At 59.2% G+C, this 19477-nt stretch carries 25 protein-coding genes; 14 read left to right on the top strand and 11 right to left on the bottom strand.

From position 1 onward, the window contains the following. Window positions 1-143 precede the first annotated feature (143 nt). Both ACFOOP_RS19625 and ACFOOP_RS19620 read right to left on the bottom strand, forming a co-directional pair. A complete protein-coding gene (locus tag ACFOOP_RS19625; protein ID WP_379882871.1) occupies window positions 144-1301 on the bottom strand; it encodes a hypothetical protein in 1158 nt (385 codons plus the stop codon). An 81-nt stretch (window positions 1302-1382) separates the two neighbouring features. After that, entirely contained in the window at window positions 1383-2558 is a 1176-nt protein-coding gene (locus ACFOOP_RS19620) for a PA0069 family radical SAM protein (protein ID WP_379882870.1), read from the bottom strand. Window positions 2559-2769: 211 nt separating this feature from the next. Between ACFOOP_RS19620 and ACFOOP_RS19615 the strand changes: the two genes are divergently transcribed. The 11 genes from ACFOOP_RS19615 (at window position 2770) to ACFOOP_RS19565 (ending at window position 9574) form a co-directional block, all read left to right on the top strand. Further along, window positions 2770-4053, top strand: a complete 1284-nt coding sequence (locus ACFOOP_RS19615) for an SEL1-like repeat protein (RefSeq protein ID WP_379882869.1) — start codon at window positions 2770-2772, stop codon at window positions 4051-4053. A gap of 17 nt (window positions 4054-4070) precedes the next feature. After that, entirely contained in the window at window positions 4071-4544 is a 474-nt protein-coding gene (locus ACFOOP_RS19610) for an HD domain-containing protein (protein ID WP_379882868.1), read from the top strand. Window positions 4545-4664: 120 nt separating this feature from the next. Next, window positions 4665-4910, top strand: a complete 246-nt coding sequence (locus tag ACFOOP_RS19605; RefSeq protein ID WP_379882867.1) for a hypothetical protein — start codon at window positions 4665-4667, stop codon at window positions 4908-4910. Between the two features lie 30 nt (window positions 4911-4940). Beyond that, on the top strand, window positions 4941-5339 hold the full coding sequence (locus tag ACFOOP_RS19600) for a hypothetical protein (RefSeq protein WP_379882866.1): 399 nt from the start codon (window positions 4941-4943) through the stop codon (window positions 5337-5339). 1 nt (window position 5340) lies between these two features. Beyond that, complete coding sequence (locus tag ACFOOP_RS19595; RefSeq protein WP_379882865.1) at window positions 5341-5547, top strand: helix-turn-helix transcriptional regulator; 207 nt, start codon at window positions 5341-5343, stop codon at window positions 5545-5547. Beyond that, window positions 5544-5717: a hypothetical protein gene (locus tag ACFOOP_RS19590; protein ID WP_379882864.1), complete on the top strand. Its 174-nt coding sequence runs from the start codon at window positions 5544-5546 to the stop codon at window positions 5715-5717. Before ACFOOP_RS19595 ends, ACFOOP_RS19590 begins: the two co-directional genes overlap by 4 nt. A gap of 11 nt (window positions 5718-5728) precedes the next feature. Further along, window positions 5729-5875, top strand: coding sequence for a hypothetical protein (locus ACFOOP_RS19585; protein WP_379882863.1), 147 nt, complete (start codon window positions 5729-5731; stop codon window positions 5873-5875). 63 nt (window positions 5876-5938) lie between these two features. Further along, window positions 5939-6625 carry a TIGR04283 family arsenosugar biosynthesis glycosyltransferase gene (locus tag ACFOOP_RS19580; protein WP_379882862.1) on the top strand — a complete coding sequence of 229 codons (687 nt, stop codon included), beginning with the start codon at window positions 5939-5941 and terminating at the stop codon, window positions 6623-6625. Further along, on the top strand, window positions 6625-7227 hold the full coding sequence (locus ACFOOP_RS19575) for a TIGR04282 family arsenosugar biosynthesis glycosyltransferase (RefSeq protein ID WP_379882861.1): 603 nt from the start codon (window positions 6625-6627) through the stop codon (window positions 7225-7227). Before ACFOOP_RS19580 ends, ACFOOP_RS19575 begins: the two co-directional genes overlap by 1 nt. 49 nt (window positions 7228-7276) lie before the next feature. Further along, window positions 7277-8428, top strand: a complete 1152-nt coding sequence (locus tag ACFOOP_RS19570; RefSeq protein WP_379882860.1) for a dipeptidase — start codon at window positions 7277-7279, stop codon at window positions 8426-8428. A gap of 72 nt (window positions 8429-8500) precedes the next feature. Next, complete coding sequence (locus ACFOOP_RS19565) at window positions 8501-9574, top strand: DUF3667 domain-containing protein (RefSeq protein ID WP_379882859.1); 1074 nt, start codon at window positions 8501-8503, stop codon at window positions 9572-9574. Between the two features lie 106 nt (window positions 9575-9680). On the opposite strand, the gene ACFOOP_RS19560 is transcribed toward ACFOOP_RS19565, so the two are convergent. The 5 genes from ACFOOP_RS19560 to ACFOOP_RS19540 all read right to left on the bottom strand — a co-directional run bounded on the left by ACFOOP_RS19560 (window position 9681) and on the right by ACFOOP_RS19540 (window position 13942). Beyond that, window positions 9681-9824 (bottom strand): hypothetical protein, encoded by a 144-nt coding sequence (locus ACFOOP_RS19560; RefSeq protein ID WP_379882858.1) that lies wholly within the window; start codon window positions 9822-9824, stop codon window positions 9681-9683. 266 nt (window positions 9825-10090) lie between these two features. Then, window positions 10091-10921 carry a peroxide stress protein YaaA gene (gene yaaA, locus ACFOOP_RS19555; RefSeq protein ID WP_379882857.1) on the bottom strand — a complete coding sequence of 277 codons (831 nt, stop codon included), beginning with the start codon at window positions 10919-10921 and terminating at the stop codon, window positions 10091-10093. Between the two features lie 93 nt (window positions 10922-11014). Continuing rightward, on the bottom strand, window positions 11015-11515 hold the full coding sequence (locus ACFOOP_RS19550) for an EF-hand domain-containing protein (RefSeq protein WP_379882856.1): 501 nt from the start codon (window positions 11513-11515) through the stop codon (window positions 11015-11017). A 170-nt stretch (window positions 11516-11685) separates the two neighbouring features. Beyond that, window positions 11686-12387, bottom strand: coding sequence for a cytochrome b/b6 domain-containing protein (locus ACFOOP_RS19545; protein ID WP_379882855.1), 702 nt, complete (start codon window positions 12385-12387; stop codon window positions 11686-11688). 133 nt (window positions 12388-12520) lie between these two features. Further along, window positions 12521-13942, bottom strand: coding sequence for an FAD-binding oxidoreductase (locus ACFOOP_RS19540; RefSeq protein WP_379882854.1), 1422 nt, complete (start codon window positions 13940-13942; stop codon window positions 12521-12523). 179 nt (window positions 13943-14121) lie between these two features. Between ACFOOP_RS19540 and ACFOOP_RS19535 the strand changes: the two genes are divergently transcribed. Further along, the gene (locus ACFOOP_RS19535; RefSeq protein WP_379882853.1) at window positions 14122-14913 is read left to right on the top strand and encodes a class I SAM-dependent methyltransferase; all 792 of its coding nucleotides are present in this window, start codon (window positions 14122-14124) and stop codon (window positions 14911-14913) included. A 1-nt stretch (window position 14914) separates the two neighbouring features. Here the strand turns inward: ACFOOP_RS19535 and ACFOOP_RS19530 are convergent, their stop codons facing one another. The 3 genes from ACFOOP_RS19530 to ACFOOP_RS19520 form a co-directional block, all read right to left on the bottom strand. Continuing rightward, window positions 14915-15865 carry an L-threonylcarbamoyladenylate synthase gene (locus tag ACFOOP_RS19530; protein ID WP_379882852.1) on the bottom strand — a complete coding sequence of 317 codons (951 nt, stop codon included), beginning with the start codon at window positions 15863-15865 and terminating at the stop codon, window positions 14915-14917. 75 nt (window positions 15866-15940) lie between these two features. Further along, entirely contained in the window at window positions 15941-17002 is a 1062-nt protein-coding gene (locus ACFOOP_RS19525) for a class I SAM-dependent methyltransferase (RefSeq protein WP_379882851.1), read from the bottom strand. Window positions 17003-17030: 28 nt separating this feature from the next. Then, window positions 17031-17249: a hypothetical protein gene (locus ACFOOP_RS19520; RefSeq protein WP_379882850.1), complete on the bottom strand. Its 219-nt coding sequence runs from the start codon at window positions 17247-17249 to the stop codon at window positions 17031-17033. A gap of 150 nt (window positions 17250-17399) precedes the next feature. Between ACFOOP_RS19520 and ACFOOP_RS19515 the strand changes: the two genes are divergently transcribed. Further along, entirely contained in the window at window positions 17400-18104 is a 705-nt protein-coding gene (locus ACFOOP_RS19515; protein ID WP_379882849.1) for a winged helix-turn-helix transcriptional regulator, read from the top strand. A 239-nt stretch (window positions 18105-18343) separates the two neighbouring features. On the opposite strand, the gene ACFOOP_RS19510 is transcribed toward ACFOOP_RS19515, so the two are convergent. Next, complete coding sequence (locus tag ACFOOP_RS19510) at window positions 18344-18550, bottom strand: hypothetical protein (protein ID WP_379882848.1); 207 nt, start codon at window positions 18548-18550, stop codon at window positions 18344-18346. Between the two features lie 48 nt (window positions 18551-18598). Between ACFOOP_RS19510 and ACFOOP_RS19505 the strand changes: the two genes are divergently transcribed. Further along, window positions 18599-19444 carry a sensor histidine kinase gene (locus ACFOOP_RS19505; protein ID WP_379882847.1) on the top strand — a complete coding sequence of 282 codons (846 nt, stop codon included), beginning with the start codon at window positions 18599-18601 and terminating at the stop codon, window positions 19442-19444. Window positions 19445-19477: the final 33 nt, after the last annotated feature.

Raw genomic sequence — 19477 nt, 5'->3', positions numbered from 1 at the left:
AACAAATCCGTCTGGCCGGAAACCTCCACTGGTACGCGGAAAAGCGAGAGATCAATGGGCGCATAAGCGCGGTTGAAACCAAGGCGCGCGAGATGGCGTCGAAAGCCCTGGCGGTCTTCGTCTTTTAGACGCGAGTATCTTGTTTACGCCCGGATCAATTTGCAGCGCCACAAAAGATTGAACAGCGAATTTTTCACCAGCATCACGAAAAACAAGAGGCGCCATTTCAAGGCAATGTTGTTTTTGTTCGCTGTCATCAAATTATCCTGCACGAAAACCAGCCTTAAATTCGTGAAGGCTCTCGCCTTGAACATGTTGAAAAGGGTCAACTTCTCCTTAAAGCCGACGGGCTCTTCTCCGATGGCGATGAAGTTCAATTGGGTGCGCACGCATTTTTCGCATCGCCCGCAATTCATGTCGGAATCAATGCGCTCCCAGCAGACGCGAATATCCCTGGCGAATCGGGGCTGCTTTTTGACAATCAGCGCCAGGCGTTCGCAGCGCGTCAGATCCGAAACCTCTGTGCGGATGTGAAACCGGTTCGTTGCGCCGAGATGATCCAGCACCGGCCCTCTCGGTGCCGGAAAGATAATATGGTTATGGTCTTCATCGTCGCCCGTCACGCCAAAGCCGGCGATTTCGGAAAAAAGATGCAAAGACGCGGTCAAACACGGACCGAACTCGCGCCCCCAGATATCGGCGTCATATCTGGCGCCGATCAGTGATCGGTAATTGGTGCTCACGCGATAAATCGGCAAGTCGAGAAAGGAGAGCATGTTTTCGATATGCCGGTCGGTTTTCGCATACCATTCCGTCTCTTCGATGGGGACGTCAAATCCGTTGATCAGCATTGCGCCGACGGGTTTTATGCGGCGCTCGCCCATGCCGTCATCAAGATGGCGCGCCAATGCGGCGGTTCCGTCAACGCCGCCTGAAAAAGCGAACACGCCCGTTCTCTCCATGGGGCGCGGCGCGAAAATGGTTCTGTCCGCGGAGAGCTTGACCATCCGGTAGAGGTCAGGGCGCCATGTCGTCCAGATTTCCTGATAGGTGTACAGATTATCGATGCAGTCTTCGGTTACGTCGCCCTCGACATGCAGGTCGAGGCCGGTTCGCATCGCCATGAAGATCGACGCATGGAGCGCGAAGTCGAGCGTTAACGGCGTTGGCGGCGCCGGATCGCCGGCGAGTTCGAACCAGACGGGCTTTTCCAGCGGCGTATCGAATGTGTAGCGAACGCTTTTGGCGGTTCGCTCCTCGCGCACGATGATCTTGTGGCTCTCATTTCGCTGCGCGGCCATGTTTTGAAAAATTCCCCGGTGATCATGCTTGCCGTCAGGCCCGGACGCTCGGTGAAAAGATGCGGGGATGCGGCGAGCGCGTCAACCAAACAGGTCCATCTGGCCCGAAACCTCTACTGGCACGCGGAAAAGCGAGAGATCGATGGGCGCATTGGCGCGATCGAAACCAAGGCGCGCGCGGGCGGCGCGATTGCGCTGGGTGATGAGCTGGGCGTAAGGCGTCGTAATCTCGCGGCCGCGTGACCATTGCGGATCGTAATCCCTGCCGCCATTCATGTCGCGAATATGGCCCATGATGCGTTTGGCGCGGTTCGGCGCAAACGCCTCCAGCCATTCCTGAAATAGGGGAGAGACCTCCAAAGGCAGGCGCAGGATGGTCATGGCGGAAAAGCTCGCCCCCATTTCGGCGGCCTTTTCCATGATCGATTCCATCTCGTCGTCATTGAGGCCGGGGATCATCGGGCCGGTCATGATTCCGGTGGCGACGCCGGCGTCGACCAGTTTGCGGATCGCCTCGAACCGCCATTTCGGCGCAGAGGCGCGCGGCTCCATGGAGCGGGCCAGCACCTTGTCCTGTGTTGTGATGGAGACCATGGCGCGGGTCAGATTCTTTTCCGCCATGGGTCCGAGAATATCGAGGTCGCGGGTGATGAGTTGCGACTTCGTCAGGATCGTAACCGGATGATTGAAGCGTGAAAACACGGCGATAATGCCGCGCATGATCTGGAAACGGCGCTCCACCGGCTGATAGGGATCGGTGTTGGTGCCCATGGCGATAACCTTGGGCTTGTAATTCTTGTTGGAGAGCTCTTTCTCCAATAGTTTGGGCGCGGACGGTTTTGCAAATAATTTTGTTTCGAAATCGAGCCCGGGCGACAGGCCCATATAAGCGTGGCTGGGGCGCGCGAAACAATAAATGCAGCCATGCTCGCAGCCGCGATAAGGATTGATGGAGCGATCGAAACCGACGTAGGGCGAGTTCACAAAATTGATGATCGTGCGCGGGTTCTCATAGGTCACTTCGGTGCGCAGCGGCGGCAGCTCCTCCTCAAGATCCCAGCCGTCATGGGTTTCTTCCCGAACGTCTTTTTCGTAGCGGCCCGATGCGTTGGACCGCGCGCCGCGCCCCTTTCCCCTGGCGGTCACCCGGGCGGTGCTCTCCGGGGCGGCGGAGGCGTCCGCCCCTTCGTCCCCCCCAAGGACGTTTTCAGCGGGGCGGCGGGTCGGGTGAAAGGAAAGGTGCGCGGCGCGGGCCATGACGGAACGCTACCAAAAAAATAGAACAAAGCAAGAACATTTTTTGCACAATGTGGAGTTCGGCCATGGCGCGACGCCGGGACTAACCTTTGCGGTTAGCGCCCGGTTTGGTTTTGACTTCAAATGGCCGGTGGGCCACCAAGACCTATCGAACGGGGAGGCCGCAATGCGTCATGAAAAATCATTTTTTCCGCCGGCTAGAGCCGTGTGCATGATCGCCGCTTTCGTTTTGGCGATGAGCGGTTTGTCCGCCGAGGCGAGAAATCCGCGCTTTCTTCCCCTGGATGAAGTGAGGTCCGCCGCTGCGGCTGGCGATCCGGAAGCGCAGTATGAGTTGGCTTTGCGTTACGAGACCGGCAGGGATGCGCCGCAAAACTACAATGGCGCGAAACAATGGTATCAGGCCGCGGCCGAACAGGGACATGCGCCCGCGATGTTTGAGATGGGCATGCTGTACGCCATGGGCCGTATGACGCTCGACGCCGGCGAGGCTGCTGTGCAATCGCGATACTGGTTCGACAGGATGGAACAGGCGGGCGTGATTGTTGATGATGAATATTACATACGCCGCGATCACATCGAGCGTAAGGATATTTCCGACGCCAATCTGCGCTTTGAATGGCTGCACAGGATCGCCGAGAACGGTCACCGCGAAGCGCAGCGTTATCTTGGCTATCAATATGACCTCGGCGCCTTTTCGCGCGATTGCGTGAAGGCGGCGCGCTGGTACGCAAAAGCGGCGGAACAGGGCGACCGGTTTTCGCAGGAGAAAATGGGCATGGCCTATGCGACCTGCTCGGGTCTGCCCATCGATACTGCAAAATCCGTTTACTGGTTCACACAGGCCGCTTTGCATGGCGATGTGGGCGCGCAGATTTCTGTTTCGGCGGCCTACCGGCTGGGCCGGGGCGTTGCGAAAGACGACCGCGTCGCCGCCTATTGGATCGGCCAGGCGGCGGAGCAGGGAAGCGCAGTTGCGCAGTTTTCACTGGGCGAACGATATCGCGACGGGCGCAGCGTTCCGCGCGATCCGGCGATGGCGCTGGCGTGGTTCGAGAAATCCGCGGCGCAAGGTTATGACAAGGCGCAGGCGGAGCTGGCGCGCCTGAACAGGCAAGCCACGGGTGAGCCGTCCGCAGCGGAAACGCTCGCCATGCTCGCTGCGTTCTGGATTGCTGTTGATGTAGTGTCAGATATGACGGCGCCGGACCCGGAGCCTTCGCCGCATTCGCCCTTCGTTCAGGAAGCGATCAACAAATGCCGCAATGAAGTGCATCGCCGCATGGTGCGCTGTTATTCGTCCATGACCATTCCCGGCTGCACCTTGGCCGGGGAATGCACCTATGAATGGACATGTCAGACCGGCAATAAAGGCCGCGGCAAATGCGGGCCGCGTGCGCGCTACACGGATGAACGCGTCGATTATTATTGCGATCCGCTTGATGGAACGAAATACACAACCAGAGACGCCGTCTACGCCAGCAGTTGCCACTAATCAGGGAGCGGTCGTTCATGGCGCCGCCGGATATCGAGAACACCAAAGCGTTCGCCGAAAAACTCCATCGCGGCCAGACGGACAAGGCCGGCGCGCCTTATATCGGTCATGTGCTTCGCGTGCATGAAAATTTGTTGCGGCTTTTCCCCGACGCCAGTTCCGATGAACAGCGGGCGGCGCTGCTGCATGATGCGATCGAAGATTGCGACGTCAGCGCCGGCGACCTTCGCGGCGCCGGCTTTAGCGAAAGGACCGTCGCCATTGTCGAGGCGGTGACGAAACGCGCCGGTGAGGGGCTGAGTTATCTGGAGCGCATCGAACGTCTGGCGGTGTCGGGCGATCTGTCCGCCATGCGGGTCAAGATCGCGGACCTGACGGACAATAGCGATCCGGCGCGTCTCGCCGCTCTGCCGCCGGAAAGGGCGCTGTCTCTCGGCAAACGCTATGGCCGGGCGCTGGACATATTGCGGGCGGCGATATCCGCGATCTGATTTACTTAAGTAATTTCAATGCATTAAGAAAAATGTCAACTTTGCTTGACAGGCGGCTTTTGCCGCCATATGTAAAGCTTACTTGTCGTAAAGGGTGCTTGTCACATAAGGAGAGATGGAATGGGTATGAAAAAATGGATTGTCGCGGCGGTCTGGACGGCGGCTGCGCTCATCTGGGCGGGCGTCGCGATTTTTTATGTCGCCGCTGAACTCGACAAAACGCAATGGACCATGGCCGTGGTGGCCGGGGCCGTGGCGCTTGAAGTGGCGTTCTGGACCACGGCGGCGGTGCTCGGCTTGACGTTGATCGAAAGCCGCAAGGCGGTTTTTCAATTTCTGCTTCGGCCGTTTCGCGGCAACGCCTGATTTTCCGTATACAGAATAAAAGAGAAAGCCATGTCAGAACGCATCAAAAAAGCGAAACGTCGTTACGCCATCGAAATGCTGGTTGCGATGACGCTTTACTGTGTAGTCCTTTGGGTCGCGTTGTCGGTCGCCAAACAAACGGAGCCGGGCCCGTTGCTGGTTGCGCTTTCTCTTGTTCCGATCGCGCCTTTGCTGGCGGCCTGGTACTCGTTTTTCCGCTTCTTTCGCCATATGGATGAGATGCAGAAAAGGATAACCGCCGATTCAGCGGCGCTAACGCTGGCGATTGGCATTCTCGCCGCCATCATGCTCGGCTTCTTGCGGCGCTTTGGGGTGATGTCCGTCGAAAACGACATGACGCTTTTCGGGCCCTTTCTTATTGGCGTCTGGGCCGTGATCCGCTTCCTGCTCGGCGGGCGGGATTGCTGAGATGGAAAACCGGTTGAAAGAATTGCGCGCGACGCGCGGCTGGTCGCAGGGCGATCTCGCCGAGAAGCTCGACGTTTCGCGCCAGACGGTGAACTCGCTGGAGCGTGGAAAATACGATCCGTCGCTGCCGCTGGCGTTCAAGATCGCCGCTATCTTCGAACAGCCCATCGAACAGATTTTTACCCCTGAAAAAGGAGACATGGCATGAGTAAACAAGTGAGAGCCGGCATTATGGGCGGCGCGGTGATTATCGCCCTGTCTGCGGCCCTGAAAGACAATGCGGTTGCGTTTGCGATTGGCGTCGCTGTGCTTGTCGCAATGGGTGGATTTTCTGCGGGCGGTTCGTCCTCGCGCCGGCGCGATTGCGCCAGAGACTGAAGGAGGGCGGTATGGCGCATCTGAAGGGAACGCTTCTCGCCTGTCTTGGCGCGGCGCTGGTCGCGCTGGCGGTGGTGGGCGTCAAGGCGGGGGAGCCGGGACCTGACGCCGCCAATGAAACGGACGCAGCCGTCTCAGGTTTGATGGTTATCTTTTAACGATCACGCGAATTCGATCCGGGCGCAGGCGACAAAATTGCGGCGCCCGGTTATAGCGTCGTCATGATCTCAATTATTATTCCAACACTTAACGCCGATGCGCGCCTTGGCGATTGCCTCAATGCGCTGGTCAGTTCTGCGTTGGACGGCATTGTGAAGGAAGTGATCGTCGTCGATGGCGGCTCGCGCGATGCAACCCTCGCCATGGCGGACAGTTTCGGAACGCGCATTCTCACGGCTCCGCCAGGCCGGGGCGGTCAGATGAAGGCAGGCGCCGAAGCTGCGCGCGGCGACTGGCTTTTGTTCCTTCATGCCGACACGGTTCTGGAAGAGGGCTGGGCGGCGGAAGCTGCGGACTTCATGAGCAAGCGGCGATATGAGGCGGCGGTTTTCACCCTTCAATTCGATGCGAAGGGCCTCGCTCCTGCGCTGGTCGCCGCTGGGGCGATGCTCCGCACGAAGATGCTCAAAGCGCCGTATGGGGATCAGGGATTGCTGATCTCGAAAGGGCTTTACGAGGAGGTCGGCGGTTACGCAGACATGCCCTTGATGGAGGATGTGGAATTCATCCGCCGTTTGACTAAAGCAAAAGGCGGCGGTGTTTTGCATGTGTTGCAGGCAAAAGCTGTGACGTCCGCCGAACGCTATGAGCGCGATGGGTATTTCCGACGGGCCTTCAAGAACCTGACGATTTTTGCGCGTTACCAATGCGGCGCCTCGCCGGAGACGCTGGCGAAGGTTTATCGCTGATGCGCGGAACCGTGATCATCTTTGTGAAGGCGCCGGTCGCGGGACGGGTAAAGACACGCCTTGGCGCTGATATCGGGTTTGGCCGCGCGGCGGCGCTGTTCCGTGTGCTGATGCAAAGAACGATGATGCAATCGGTCAAAGGCGGGTGGCGGACGATGCTCGCTGTCGACCCGCCGGCGGCGACCCATCTCAGCGCGCAGTTCTGGCCGCCGCATGTTGCGCGCATGCCGCAAGGGCCGGGTGATCTAGGGCAAAGAATGGCGCGTGCTTTCGAAAATGCGCCGCCGGGACCTGTTATCATTATCGGAGCCGATGCGCCGGGGCTGCGCGCCCGGCATTTGCGGCAGGCGTTTGGAGCGCTGAACGGCGCCGACGCGGTTTTCGGCCCGGCGGTGGATGGCGGCTATTGGCTTGTGGGCCTCAATCGCCGCCGCGCCGCGCCGGATTTGTTCAACGGCGTTCGCTGGTCGACGAAATATGCGCTCAAAGACACGCTCAAAACCCTGCCGTCTTCATTCGCTGTGCGGATGCTGGAAACCCTCGCTGATGTGGATGAGGTAAAGGATCTTTCCATTATCGGCGCAGCTGCCTCGGCGCATTGACGACTCTCATGCCGCAAGCCAGTCTTGTGTACAAATGGGAGAGGTCAACATGAAATGGGTCGGCGTCATTCTGGCGGTTATTATCGCCATCGGTCTTTTTCTCTTTTACGGCGTGCTGCCCCAGCGTTTTGACGCCAAAACCAATGTTGTGCTCGCGCATGAGCCTTATGCGGTGAGCGATGAAGCGAGCATGCTGCACGGAACCATTCCCGTCGCCGACCTTCACGCCGACACGCTTTTGTGGAAACGCAATCCGGCCAAGCGCCAGTCGCGCGGTCAGACGGACCTTGTGCGTCTGTGCGAAGGCGGCGTTGCGCTGCAGGTTTTCACGGCGGTGACGAAAGTGCCGCCGGATATGAACCTCGATGAAAACGCGGCGGACAAGGACAGCCTGACCTTGCTCATGGCGGCGCAGGGCTGGCCGCCGCGCACCTGGTTCTCAATTTATGAGCGCGCCGCGTTTCAGGCGGACCGGCTTTTGAAACTTGAAAGCAATGCGCCCGATGAATTCGTATTTGTGCGCAGCGCGAGCGATCTCCAAGGCGCGCTCGATCAGGGAAAACTCGGCGGCGTCTACGGCATTGAAGGCGCACATCCGCTCGAAGGAAAGCTCGACAATATTGCGCTCCTGCGCGACCGGGGCCTGCGCGTCATGGGACTGCAACATTTCTTCGACAACGAACTTGGCGGCTCGCTGCATGGGCAATCAGGCGCCGGGCTGACGGCGTTCGGCGAAGCGGCGGTGGACGAGGCTGTGCGGCAAGGCATGATTATCGATGTGGCGCATTCGTCCGAGGCGGTGGTGCGTGACGTGCTGGCGCGCACGGAAAAACCGGTGATCGTTTCTCATACGGGCCTCAAAGGCCATTGCGACACAGCGCGCAACATTCCCGATGATCTCATGAAAGCGATCGCCGATCATGGCGGGCTCGTGGGCGTCGGCTATTGGGAGGCGGCGGCCTGTTCCACGACGCCGGAAGGGATCGCAGCGCAAATTGTCTACGCCATCGATCTTCTCGGCCTCGACCATGTGGCTCTTGGCTCCGACTATGACGGCGCGGTGACGACTGGATTCGATGCATCGGAGCTGCCGGCGCTGACGCAGGCGCTGATGGACGTCGGTCTTGATGAAGCCTCGATTCGCGCTGTGATGGGCGGCAACGCCGTGCGGTTCTTTCTGGAACAGCTGCCTGCGGAATAAGCAGGCGTGTGTCGCTTGTCCGAAAAGCATGCTAGTTCTTGAACATCTTTTCTCGTGAAGCGGGGGCGCATCATGAACGCGAAACAACAAAAACCGCCAAAGGCGAAGAAACCGAAAAAACCAAAGAAGCTGGAAGATCCGATTCCGCCTGACGGCGCGTGCAAGAATTGCGGGACGGTGCTGACCGGCGATTATTGCTCCAATTGCGGCCAGCGCGCGGATGAGCCGCGCCGGGTCGTTGTCGGCCTGGTTCAGGATTTCCTTGTGGACACGCTCGCGATTGACGGCAAGCTGGCGCGCTCCATCGGTCTTCTGCTCTGGCGGCCCGGACGTCTTGCGCGCCGTTATCTCGACGGCAAGCGTGTCACCTATTCGCCGCCTTTCCGGCTTTATCTTTTTGGCAGTGTCTTTTTCTTTCTTCTCGCCTTTTCTCTCGTGGGAACGCCGAAGCCAGTTGGCGACGCCATCGATGTCGATAAGGCGGGCGAAATTATGCTGAACGAGCAAGTGCTGGCCGAGGTTGAGGCGGTCGATCCGGAAGCGGCGGCGAGGCTGCGCGAGGCCAATGAGCGGTTGAAAGAAGACGCCGCCGACACGGCCCAAGATGGCGCAAGCGATGGTGAGGCTGAAGAGGAAAAGAACCGCGTTCCCTACACGGAGCGGAAATGGGATTCGCAGAATTACACAGGCCCCGCCTGGCTGGAGCCGCATATCAAACGCATGTTTGAAGCCTCGCAGCGCGCGGTGGGCGATCCGCGGCTTTTCTTCGCGCAGTCAAAGGAAAACCTGCCGCGTGTTCTTCTGTTGGCGCCGGTCTTTTACGCGCTAATTTTGGTGCTTCTCTATATCTACCGCCGCAAATTTTTCGTCTACGACCATTTCGTCGTCAGTCTTTATATGCATGCGGCGCTTTACGCGTATCTGTTTCTGGCGCTGGTTCTCAGCACGATACCGGGGATCGGTCCTTTGCTCGCCGCCATTCCCTTGATCTGGGGATGGCTCCAGCCCTTTGTGGTTTTCCGACAGGCCTATGGCTCCAACTGGATATCGGCCTTCCTGAAATGGGTGATTTCCGTCGCCGTCTATTTCGCGCTGCTGGCGCTGATCATCACCCTCGGCTTTTCGGTCAGCCTCTATCAAAGCTGATACTGGCCCCAAAACAGCAAACGCCGCCCGGACGGGGCGGCGTTTGCTTGTGGTCTTGTCTTTCTGGCGTCGCCAGCGACTGGCGACAGTCAGTTGCGGTTATTCCTCAGACGCCCGTGGCGAGCGCTGCGGGAATGGCCACCGCCATCGCGACAATCGCGACAAAGACATAAAAAGCGACGGTTTTGGTCTTCGGGCCGGCTTTAAAGGCCGGGACGGCGAAGTCCGCCGGATTGGTTGTAATCGCCATAATATTTACTCCTCGGGCCGCGTGTTATGGGCGTAAACGCCTGTTGTTTTAGGGGCCGTCATAAAACTGTCACCATACTTGCGCACTGAATGCGCAAAGTCAAGGGGAGAAGCGCAAATGATGCGCTTTTGACATAAAAGTGTAACGTATAAAGGGGCGTGAACCCCAATGAATCCGCCATTTTTCGGGAATCGGCGTCAATATATGACGGTCTTTGTGACAGTCGGATGGGAGGCTTCGTGACGGCGTTTCGCGGCTTTAGCCGGTCAGGCGAGGGCCAGTGACCGCTTGTCGCCTGCCGGTTTTGTGGCCGGCTTTTTCAAGGGCGGCTGGGGCCGGGAGAACACCCAGAGATCGTCTTTTGAGTCCCCGGGCTGGAATTTATAGCCGGCGACATCGAAGCCTTTGAGGTCTTCAGCGCGCTCGACCCGGTTTTCGGCGGCCCAGCGGGCCATCATGCCCCGGGCGCGCTTGGCGAAGAAACTGATAGTCTTTGCGCTTCCGTCTTTTTCTTCCCTGAACACCGGCGTCACGAACGGCGCTTTAAGGGATTTCAGGTCGACGGCGCCGAAATACTCGTTAGAGGCGAGGTTCACGACGGTCGGGTCATCATGGCCTTTGAGCGCCTTGTCGATTTCCCCGGCGATCTTGTCGCCCCAGAACGCATAGAGGTTTTTCCCGCGCGGGTTTTTCAGTTTCGATCCCATTTCGAGGCGATAGGGCTGGATCGCGTCGAGGGGGCGCAAAAGCCCGTATAGCCCCGAGAGAATGCGCACGTGATCCTGCGCGAAGGCGAGGTCCTCCGCCGAGAGGGTCGCCGCGTCGAGGCCGAGATAGACATCGCCGTTAAAGGCGAGCGCCGCCTGTTTCAAACTTTCCGACTTGCCGTCGGCGCCGAAGGCCTGAAACCGCTCATAGTTGAGATCCGCCAGCTTATCGGAAATTTTCATCAGCGATTTGATTTTCGCGCGCGTCAGCTTGCGCGTGGTCTCGGAAAGCTCGGCGGCGTCTTTCAGGAAAGCGGGCTTGGTTGCGCGCGGTGCGTCAGGCGCGGCGTCGAAATTCAAATTCTTGGCGGGGGAGAGAAGGATGATCATGACTAACGCACATACAGATTCGCGCGAAAAATTCAACAACCGCCGGGCGTTAAAAAGCATAAGCGCTGTGACAACGCTTATGCTTCATCCGGATTACATGGTGCGGTGGTGTTCGATGAGCTCAGCTTCGGTCAGCTGTCCATCGTCATTGCTGTCAGCGTCTTGGAAAACCTTGCTTTCGAAGTCCATGAACTCTGCGCGCGTCACGATGGCGTCACCGTCGGCGTCCATGGCCTCAAAACGCGCGGTTTTGCGCTGCGCCGCTTTTTCCTGCATTTGCTGTTGGCGCTCGGGATTCATGCCGCCCTTGGGGCCGGGGCCCATGCGCATGGCGAGAAAATCCTCCAGGGTGAAGCCGTCGCCGTCTGCGGCGAGCGCGTCGTACATTGTCTCATGCCAGGCGTCGAACTCATCCTTGCTGAGCATGTTGTCGCCATTCTGGTCATGGAGGCGAAACTTTTCCTTGATTCCATAATGCATGGGCTTTGGCGAAGCCCCTTCCTGAGCAAACGCCGACGTCATGGAGAGGGCGAGGGCGGCGCCGAGAATGGCGGTCCATTTTTGAGAGGGCCATTTTTGAGAGAGTATTCGCATGTCTGCTTCTCCTGAGGGTGGGGGGTCAAAAGCTGCTTTTGACTATCGTAAATTGAGCAGACCCTGTTTTGACTGAGATCAACCTGACATGCGCTTCGGCGCCAGATGACACATTTGTGAGAAAATCAGCAGGGAAAGTTTTGGCCGCAAATCATTTTCATTGCGTGCGGCTAATGGTCGTCGTGGTCGTGCGTATGGTCATCTTCTCCCGGCGGATGCGGCATCAACATCAGTCCGCCCGCGACGATCATAGCGGCGGCGCTCGCCGCCAAAAGAGCGCGCATCGATGCGGGCTTTGCATCTTTTGACGCGTCGCTTGCGGGACGTTTCTTGGCGCCGGTGATCATCGCGCGGGGGAGGTTGTCACGGCTGGCGAAGCTGGTGACCGCCACCCCTAATATGTGAACAACAATCATAGCCTGTAACACGCGAAAAGCCGGCTCGTGAATATCCTTCAGATTGACATTGAAAATCACCGATAACGGCCCGGTTCGGTCGCCGTCAGCGCTGAGCAATCCGGTGATTGCGACAAGGGCGACAAGCAGCAAGAGAACAAGGCTCGCCAGGGAGCCAAGGGCGTTATGGCCGAGCGTTGGGGCGGCCTTAAATCGGACCAGTTCTTTGATGTGGGCGATAATCTCGGCAGGCGGCGCAAAAAAATGTGAAAACCGCGCATACTCGCCGCCCCCGAACCCCCATATCAGGCGGAAGACTAGCAAGCCGACAATGGCTTCGCCGCTTAGCCGGTGGATAAGCGACGCAGCGCCTTCTTCTTCGCCGGTGAACCAGCTGACCACGACAAGCACGAGCAGCGACCAGTGGAAGAACCGTGTCGGCAGATCCCAGACGCGAACGGTTTTGGTTTCGCTCATAAAAAATCCTGATACTGATTATTAAAATCAATGTTGCTAAACGACTCTCATCAGCTACGATCACTGCGGACAAAAAGTCAACGCATTCACGCGCGGCAAATTCGTGCTGAGTATGAACAGGCGCTGGGCGAGGCTAGAGCATCTTGCCGGGATTCATAATCCCTTTGGGATCGAGCGCGCGTTTGATGGCGCGCATCATCTCAAGTTCAACCGCGCTTTTACGCTTGGCGAGCGTGTCGCGGCGGTGGCGTCCGACCCCATGCTCGGCGGAGATCGAGCCGGAAAACGCGCCGATCACATCATAGACGGCGGATTCGATTTGCGGACGCACCGGCTCCAGCACATCGGCCGACGATCCTTCGGGACCGAGAATGTCATAATGCACGTTGCCGTCGCCGATATGGCCGAAGGAGGCGAAGCGCGCGCCCGGCGAAAGATTGAGAACGGCGGCGTCGGCCTTTTCGAGAAACGCCGGAATATCGCTGGTCGCGACCGATACATCATGGCGCGCGCCGAGGCCCTCGCCATTGATGGCTTCGGAAATGGAATGACGGATGCGCCAGAAATCATGGGCGTGGGTTTCGTTTTCGGCGATCACCGCGTCGGCGATCAGGCCTTGCTCCAGCGCATCGCCGAGCATGGTTTCTACGGTTTCACGCAAACCTGATTTCTGACCCGATGAAAATTCGGCGAGCACATACCAGGGATATTGTTCGCTCAACGGATCGCGTGTCTGCGGGATATGTTTCAGCACAAGATCGATGCAAAGCCGCGCCATCAATTCGAAGCTCGATGTCATTCCGCCGGTGGCGCCCTGCGCCAGCGATAAAAGTCTGACGGCGTCTTCCGCGCTTTTCAGTCCGGCGCAGATGGTGATTTTTTCCGCCGGCACAGGAAACAGTTTCAACACCGCGCCGGTGACGATCCCAAGCGTGCCTTCGCCGCCGATTAATAGCTGTTTCAGATCATAGCCGGTATTGTCCTTGCGCAGGCGTTTCAGCCCGCGCCAGATGTCGCCCGACGGGGTCACCGCCTCAAGCCCGAGCACGAGGTCGCGCGTATTGCCGTAACGCAAAACATTGACGCCCCCGGCGTTGGTGGAAATGACGCCGCCGATCTGACAGGTGCCTTCCGATCCGATCGACAGGGGAAACAGGCGCCCGGCTTGTTTCGCCGCTTCCTGCGCTTCGGCGAGCGTCACCCCGGCGTCGACCGTCATGGTGTTGTTCAAGGGTTCGATTGCGCGAATCTTGCGCATGCGTTTCAGCGACAGGAGGATTTCATCGCCAAACGGGATCTGTCCGCCCACAAGGCCGGTATTGCCGCCTTGGGGCGTGATGGCGATGTCGTTTTCGTTGCAATATTTGACGACCGCTGCGACTTCTTCCGTGGAGGCGGGCGCAACGATGAGCGAGGCTTCCCCGGGCCAGCGCCCGCGCCATTCGGACAGGAACGCCGCCGCGTCAGCGCCTTCGAAGACGCCCTTGTCGCCTACGAGGGCGCGGATGGCGTCGAGCTTGTCGCTGGAAGGGACGGGGCGTTTTTTCGTGGACATCAGGGCGTTCCGACTTGCTTTCGCTCTTGTGTAGTGAGGGCGCGCCATGCGTTCAAGCTGCCCGTTGTTTTTGCCTTCGGCCGCGAAGAGGCGTATCACCTCCTGCGAAAGACGGGGGCGATGGCTGGCGGCCTTTCTTTCGGATTTGAGGCTGGCCGGACGTTGCGGGAGAGGCGTTCATGGTAAGGTTCAGGACAATTGACGCCGCGCTGATTGGCGCGATGGCGATGCTTTTCGCTGCTTGTGGAGAGGGTGCGCCGGAAGATGCGCTCGCGGCCGCTGGCGACGATCCGGCAGCGCGCGCCGCGGCGGTGTTGTCGCTGCCGTCGCGCCCGGTTGAGGATCATGGCGATGACGCGCTGAGAAAACCGGCCAATGTGCTTGCCTATATGGACATCAAGCCGGGCATGAAAATCTTCGAGGTCGAAGGCGGCGCCGGTTACTATACGCAGCTTTTCTCGCCGCTTGTGGGTCCGAAGGGCGAGGTCGTCATCCACAACCCCGAGCCGTTCGACGCCTTTCTCGGCGATATCGTGACGAACCGCGTCGCGAGTCTCGATAATGTGCGTGTTACGAAATCCAATTTCGACGATCTCGATGCTGAAGACGGCTCCATGGATATGGTGACCTGGCTTCTCGGTCCCCATGATCTTTATTACACCCCCGGCGGCGCCGCGCTTGGCGATGACAATGGCGCCTTTGCGGAGATCATGCGCATTTTGAAACCCGGGGGGGTCTTCTTCGTGCTGGATCACGCAGCGACGCCCGGCTCGCCGAAAAGCGCAGGCAATTCCGTGCACCGCATCGATCCGGCGCTGGTTCTCGAAATGGTGACGGAGGCGGGGTTCATGCTCGCGGGCGAAAGCGACGTGTTGCGCAATCCTGACGACAATTACGACGTCAATATTTTTGAACCGGAAGTGCGGCGCAAGACCGACCGTTTTCTCTACAAATTCAAAAAGCCCGAATAAGTCAGTCGCGCGGCGCCGCGGCGCGGGCGAGGCGGTCATTGATCGCTTCCCCCAACCCTTCCATGGGGATGGGCGCGACGGCGATGGTCTTGAGGCCATGGGTTTTCGCGGCCAGGTCGGCCTCGCGAAGATAAGCGAAGAGATTGGCGGCGGCTTCGGCGAGGTCGCCGCTTTTGCTTAAGTTCAATGATGACGGACCGGCGCCCTCGATCTCGCCGAAGCCGAGAAAGGCTTCGCCCTCTCTTTGTTCCTGTGCATTGAGGCGTATTTTTGCGTCCGGCGCGTAATGGCTCGTCATCATGCCCGGCGCCTCGATCTTTCCGTGTGCGGAGGAGAGCGCCTGTCCGGCGCTGCGCTCGATCGCCTCGCGCGCAATCCCGCCGGGACGCAGCAGTGTGACGCGATCGTTTTCAACTTTCACGATGGTCGATTCGACACCCACGGGGCAGGGCCCGCCATCGAGAATCATATCGACGCGCTCGCCCAGACCATCTTTTACGTGGTCCGCGCGTGTCGGGCTGATGGTTCCGGACCGGTTGGCGCTGGGCGCCGCGAGCGGGCGGTCAGCGGCTTTGATGAGGGCTTGCGCAAGGTCGTGTTTCGGCATGCGGACGCCGACCGTATCAAGTCCTGCGGAAACCAGCAGGGAGAGATTGCTGTCTTTTTTGCGCGGCAGGACCAACGTCAGCGGCCCCGGCCAGAATTCGGCCATCAGCTTTTGCGCGAGCGGCGAAACCTCCACAAAAGCGCGCGCCATCTCCACGCCCGAAACATGTATAATGAGCGGATTGAATTGCGGCCGGCCCTTGGCCTCGAAGATCCGCGCCACGGCTGTGTCATTGGTGGCGTCGGCGGCGAGGCCGTAAACGGTCTCCGTCGGCATGGCGATGACCCCGCCATCACGAATGATGCGGGCGGCGTCGCGGATATTCTTGTGGTCGAGTGCGGTCATGGCGCGCCCTATAGCAGGCGGCGCGCGTCCCGTCTCCTCGGGGCGCGCGCCGTTTTCACTCCCCCTAAAGCGGCGTCAGGCTTTGCGCGCTTCGAGGATAATATTGAACGGCGTCTGCGCCGCGACGCGGACGCTGGCGAATCCCGCTTCTTTCAACAGCGCTGACAGGCGCGCCGGACCGGCTTGCGCCCCAAGGGCCGCGCCGACTTCCTGTGACTTCGAGCAGGGCGTGCACACCCCCGTCGAGGCTGCATAATAAAGACGGCTCACCGGATTGATATTGTTCTCAACGGCGTCGGCGGCGGCGGGCTCCACCAGGAGCACGGTTCCGCCGGGCTTCAGCGCGGCGTAGGCGTGACGCGCGGCGCCAAGCGGATCGCCCATGTCGTGCAGGCAGTCCATGTAGCAGACAAGATCATAGTCCTTGCCCGGAAAGTTTTTCGCGGTGGCGGCGTCGAAGGCGACATTGTCGCCGGCGTCTGCTTCGTTCGCGCGCTTGCGCGCCGTTTCCACGGAGCGAAGGTGATTGTCGAAACCATGCACGCTCGCCTTCGGAAACGCTTTTGCGATCAGCACCGCAGACGCGCCATGACCGCAACCGATGTCGGCGACCTTGCCGCCCTTGCTTAAGGTTTCGGAGACGCCGTCAAGCGCGCCGATCCAGTCGGCGATGAGGCTCGCTTTGTAGCCCGGTTTGAACAGGGCTTCACAACCGCAGAACAAACGCTCGTGATGATCGGACCAGGCGATGCCGCCGCCCGTGCGGAAAGCGTTTGCGATCTTGTCTTCGTCGAACCACAGCGATGCCGCGACTTCGAGCGCGGGGATCAGAAAGACCGGGCTGTCCGGATCGGCAAGCACCGGAACATGGGCCTCGGGCAGTTCATAGGTTTGCGACACCGGATCATAGGTCACATAACCGCCGGCGGTCTGGTTGTTCAGCCATTCGCGCACATAGCGCTCAGTGAGGTTTGTGTTTTTCGCCAGCGTTTCAGACGAGATCGGGCCAGCGGCAGCCATCGCCTGATAGAGGCCGAGCTTGTGGCCGAGGCTGGTCAGCACGCCGGACATGGCGGCGGCGACGTCGCCAACAACTTGTCCTGCAAAAACTTCCGTGGGGTTTACATTGATGGTCATGGGTTTCTCCTGTTTCTTTCGTTGATTGTTATGAATGGCAGGCAAGGACGAGCCCGCCCGCCGTCGCCGCCTGAAAGACAGGCAGCGCATGCCAGGCGAGGTGCAGCGCCGCGCCGAGGCCGACGAGGCCGGATGCGATTCCGGTCTTCTTCGCGGCCCCGGCGAGGCGCGTGAACCGGAGCGCCGCCCAGACTGCTGTCAAGGATGCGCCCCGAAAAGCGGTAAGGCGTTCAAGATGAGCAGTCATGGCGGGTTCCTCCGGTTGCCTCGTAGCGATGAACGGGTCATAGGGAACAGGCGCTGGCGGGGATGCTTCACGGACTGAAGCTTAGCGCTACAGATTTTGAAGTAGCCCGCTTCCTGATATGAAGTAGGGCGAGCCAGGGGGGAGAGTTCTATGCAATACGGCCAGTTCTGCCCCATCGCGAAGGCGACGGAGCTCCTTGGCGATCGCTGGACGCTGCTAATTGTCCGCGAGCTACTCGTGGGCGGTCGGCGCTTCAACGTCCTCCAGCGCGGTCTCGGCACGATATCTCCGGCGCTCCTGACAAGCCGCCTCAAAACGCTGACCGAAAACGGCCTGATCGTGAAGCGCAAGATCCCCGGCCAGAAGACCTATGAATATTTTCCGACGCCTGCCTGCGAGGAATTGGCGCCGGTTCTGAAGGGGCTCGGCGATTGGGGCATGCGCTGGGCGAAAGAGCATCTCGTCGACGAGGATTATGACGTCGAACTTTTGATGCTTTATCTTGAGCGTACCATCGCGACCGAAAAATTGCCGGGCGATGAAACGACCTTGCGTTTCGAGTTCGAGGATATGCGCAAGGACCGCATCTGGTGGCTGGTCGTGCAGCGTGAAGTGGTGGATGTCTGCGTCAAGGATCCCGGCCGCGACGTGGATTTGTATTTTACGACGACCGTGCGCGCCATGACCGATTGCTGGCTTGGCCATCGCAGTTACAAAGAGGCGATCCGCGAGGGTGATGTAAAAATCGTCGGGCCTGCGGATCTGACGCGCACGGTGAATTCCTGGCTACGCTGTGTCGATTATGCGGAAGCCAGCTCGGCGCCGCTGACCGGCGAAGAGATGCACCCCGCTTAGAGAAGCTTTTCCCATGCGTCTCGCCCATTGGGGGCGGTTCCGGGCGGTGTACTAAAAGTCCGCCCCCGGATGGCGCCTTCTGCATTCGGCCATATAAAGAGAGTAAATTAGCATCATTGGGCGTTGGCTGCCGCTCATGAAGCTACAGGCATTGTAGCAAATTAGGAGAAAGCTCCGGCCACGCACAGGAAACATGCGGACTTTACCAGCTTGATCCATGTTAATATGCGCCGAGCTTACTATATGCTAGAAAACAATATGCATTTGTCTTCGCACGTAGCAGGTTTGATATAGAACAGCGCTCCTCTCTCAGAAAAATCAGCGATTTCGATGTCGCCGACCATTTCCATGAGCTTGCGCCGCCCCTTGTTTCCCAGATTCTGTTTGGGCTTGCCTGCACCCTGGCGGCGGCTGGCGCGCGCGCCTTTGTCGATTTTCTGGCGCATGCGGCGGGGCCTTTTTCTCTTATCTATCCGGCAATCCTGATCGCCACCTTGTTTGGCCGCTGGCAGGCGGGGCTGACGGCGTGGCTCACATCTTTTCTGTTCGCCTGGTACTTTGTTTTGCCGACTGAAGGATCGTTCGCATTTGAAGTGGCGGGCGACGGCGCCCGGACAGTGGTGAATGGAACCGCCGCCCTTGTGATCGTAATCTTCGCGGAGATATTTCGGCGGGCGGTGCGCGAGGCGGTCAGGGAACGCGATAAACAGATTACAGCTCGCGGTCTGTTGCTGCGGGAAATCGATCACCGAATGCGCAACAATTTCGCCATCGTCGAAAGCTTTATCAAATTACAGTCGCGCAGCACCGACAGCCTCAGCGCAAAGGAAGCGCTCGACATTGCTTCAGGCCGCCTCCATAGCTTCGCCGCCGCGCATAAATCGCTCTATGAAAGCTATAACAGCGATGATGTGGCCAGCCTTGTGGATATGCGAGCCTATCTCGCCGAGATTACGGCGCATCTGTCTGACGCCCTGTTCGCCGGAGACGACGTAAAAATCCGGCTCGATGTTCACGAAACGCAAATGCCGCGCGAAAAAGCGGCGGCGATCGGGCTGGTGGTGAACGAACTTGTCACCAATGCGGCCAAACACGCTTTCCGCGACCGGCAGGATGGCGAAGTCGCCATCAGCTTCGATGAAGACGGCGAAAACTGGCGCCTCACAGTCGCCGACAATGGCTGCGGTTTTGAAAATGGCGCTGGAAACGGTCAGGGAAATGGAGCCAGTCTCGGCTCTGATCTGGTTGAAGCCTTCGCCCTACAGGCTGGCGGCGCTATATCCAGAGAAAGCAACGGCGCCGGCGCTCGGTTTGTCGTCACCGGCCAGCATCCGGAATAACGATCCGTCTGCAATCCATGCTGGCGTGTCGCG

It is taken from the genome of Hyphococcus aureus (assembly GCF_042643165.1).
GTDB lineage: Bacteria > Pseudomonadota > Alphaproteobacteria > Caulobacterales > Parvularculaceae > Hyphococcus > Hyphococcus aureus.
This window is presented reverse-complemented; position numbering and strand designations above follow the sequence as displayed.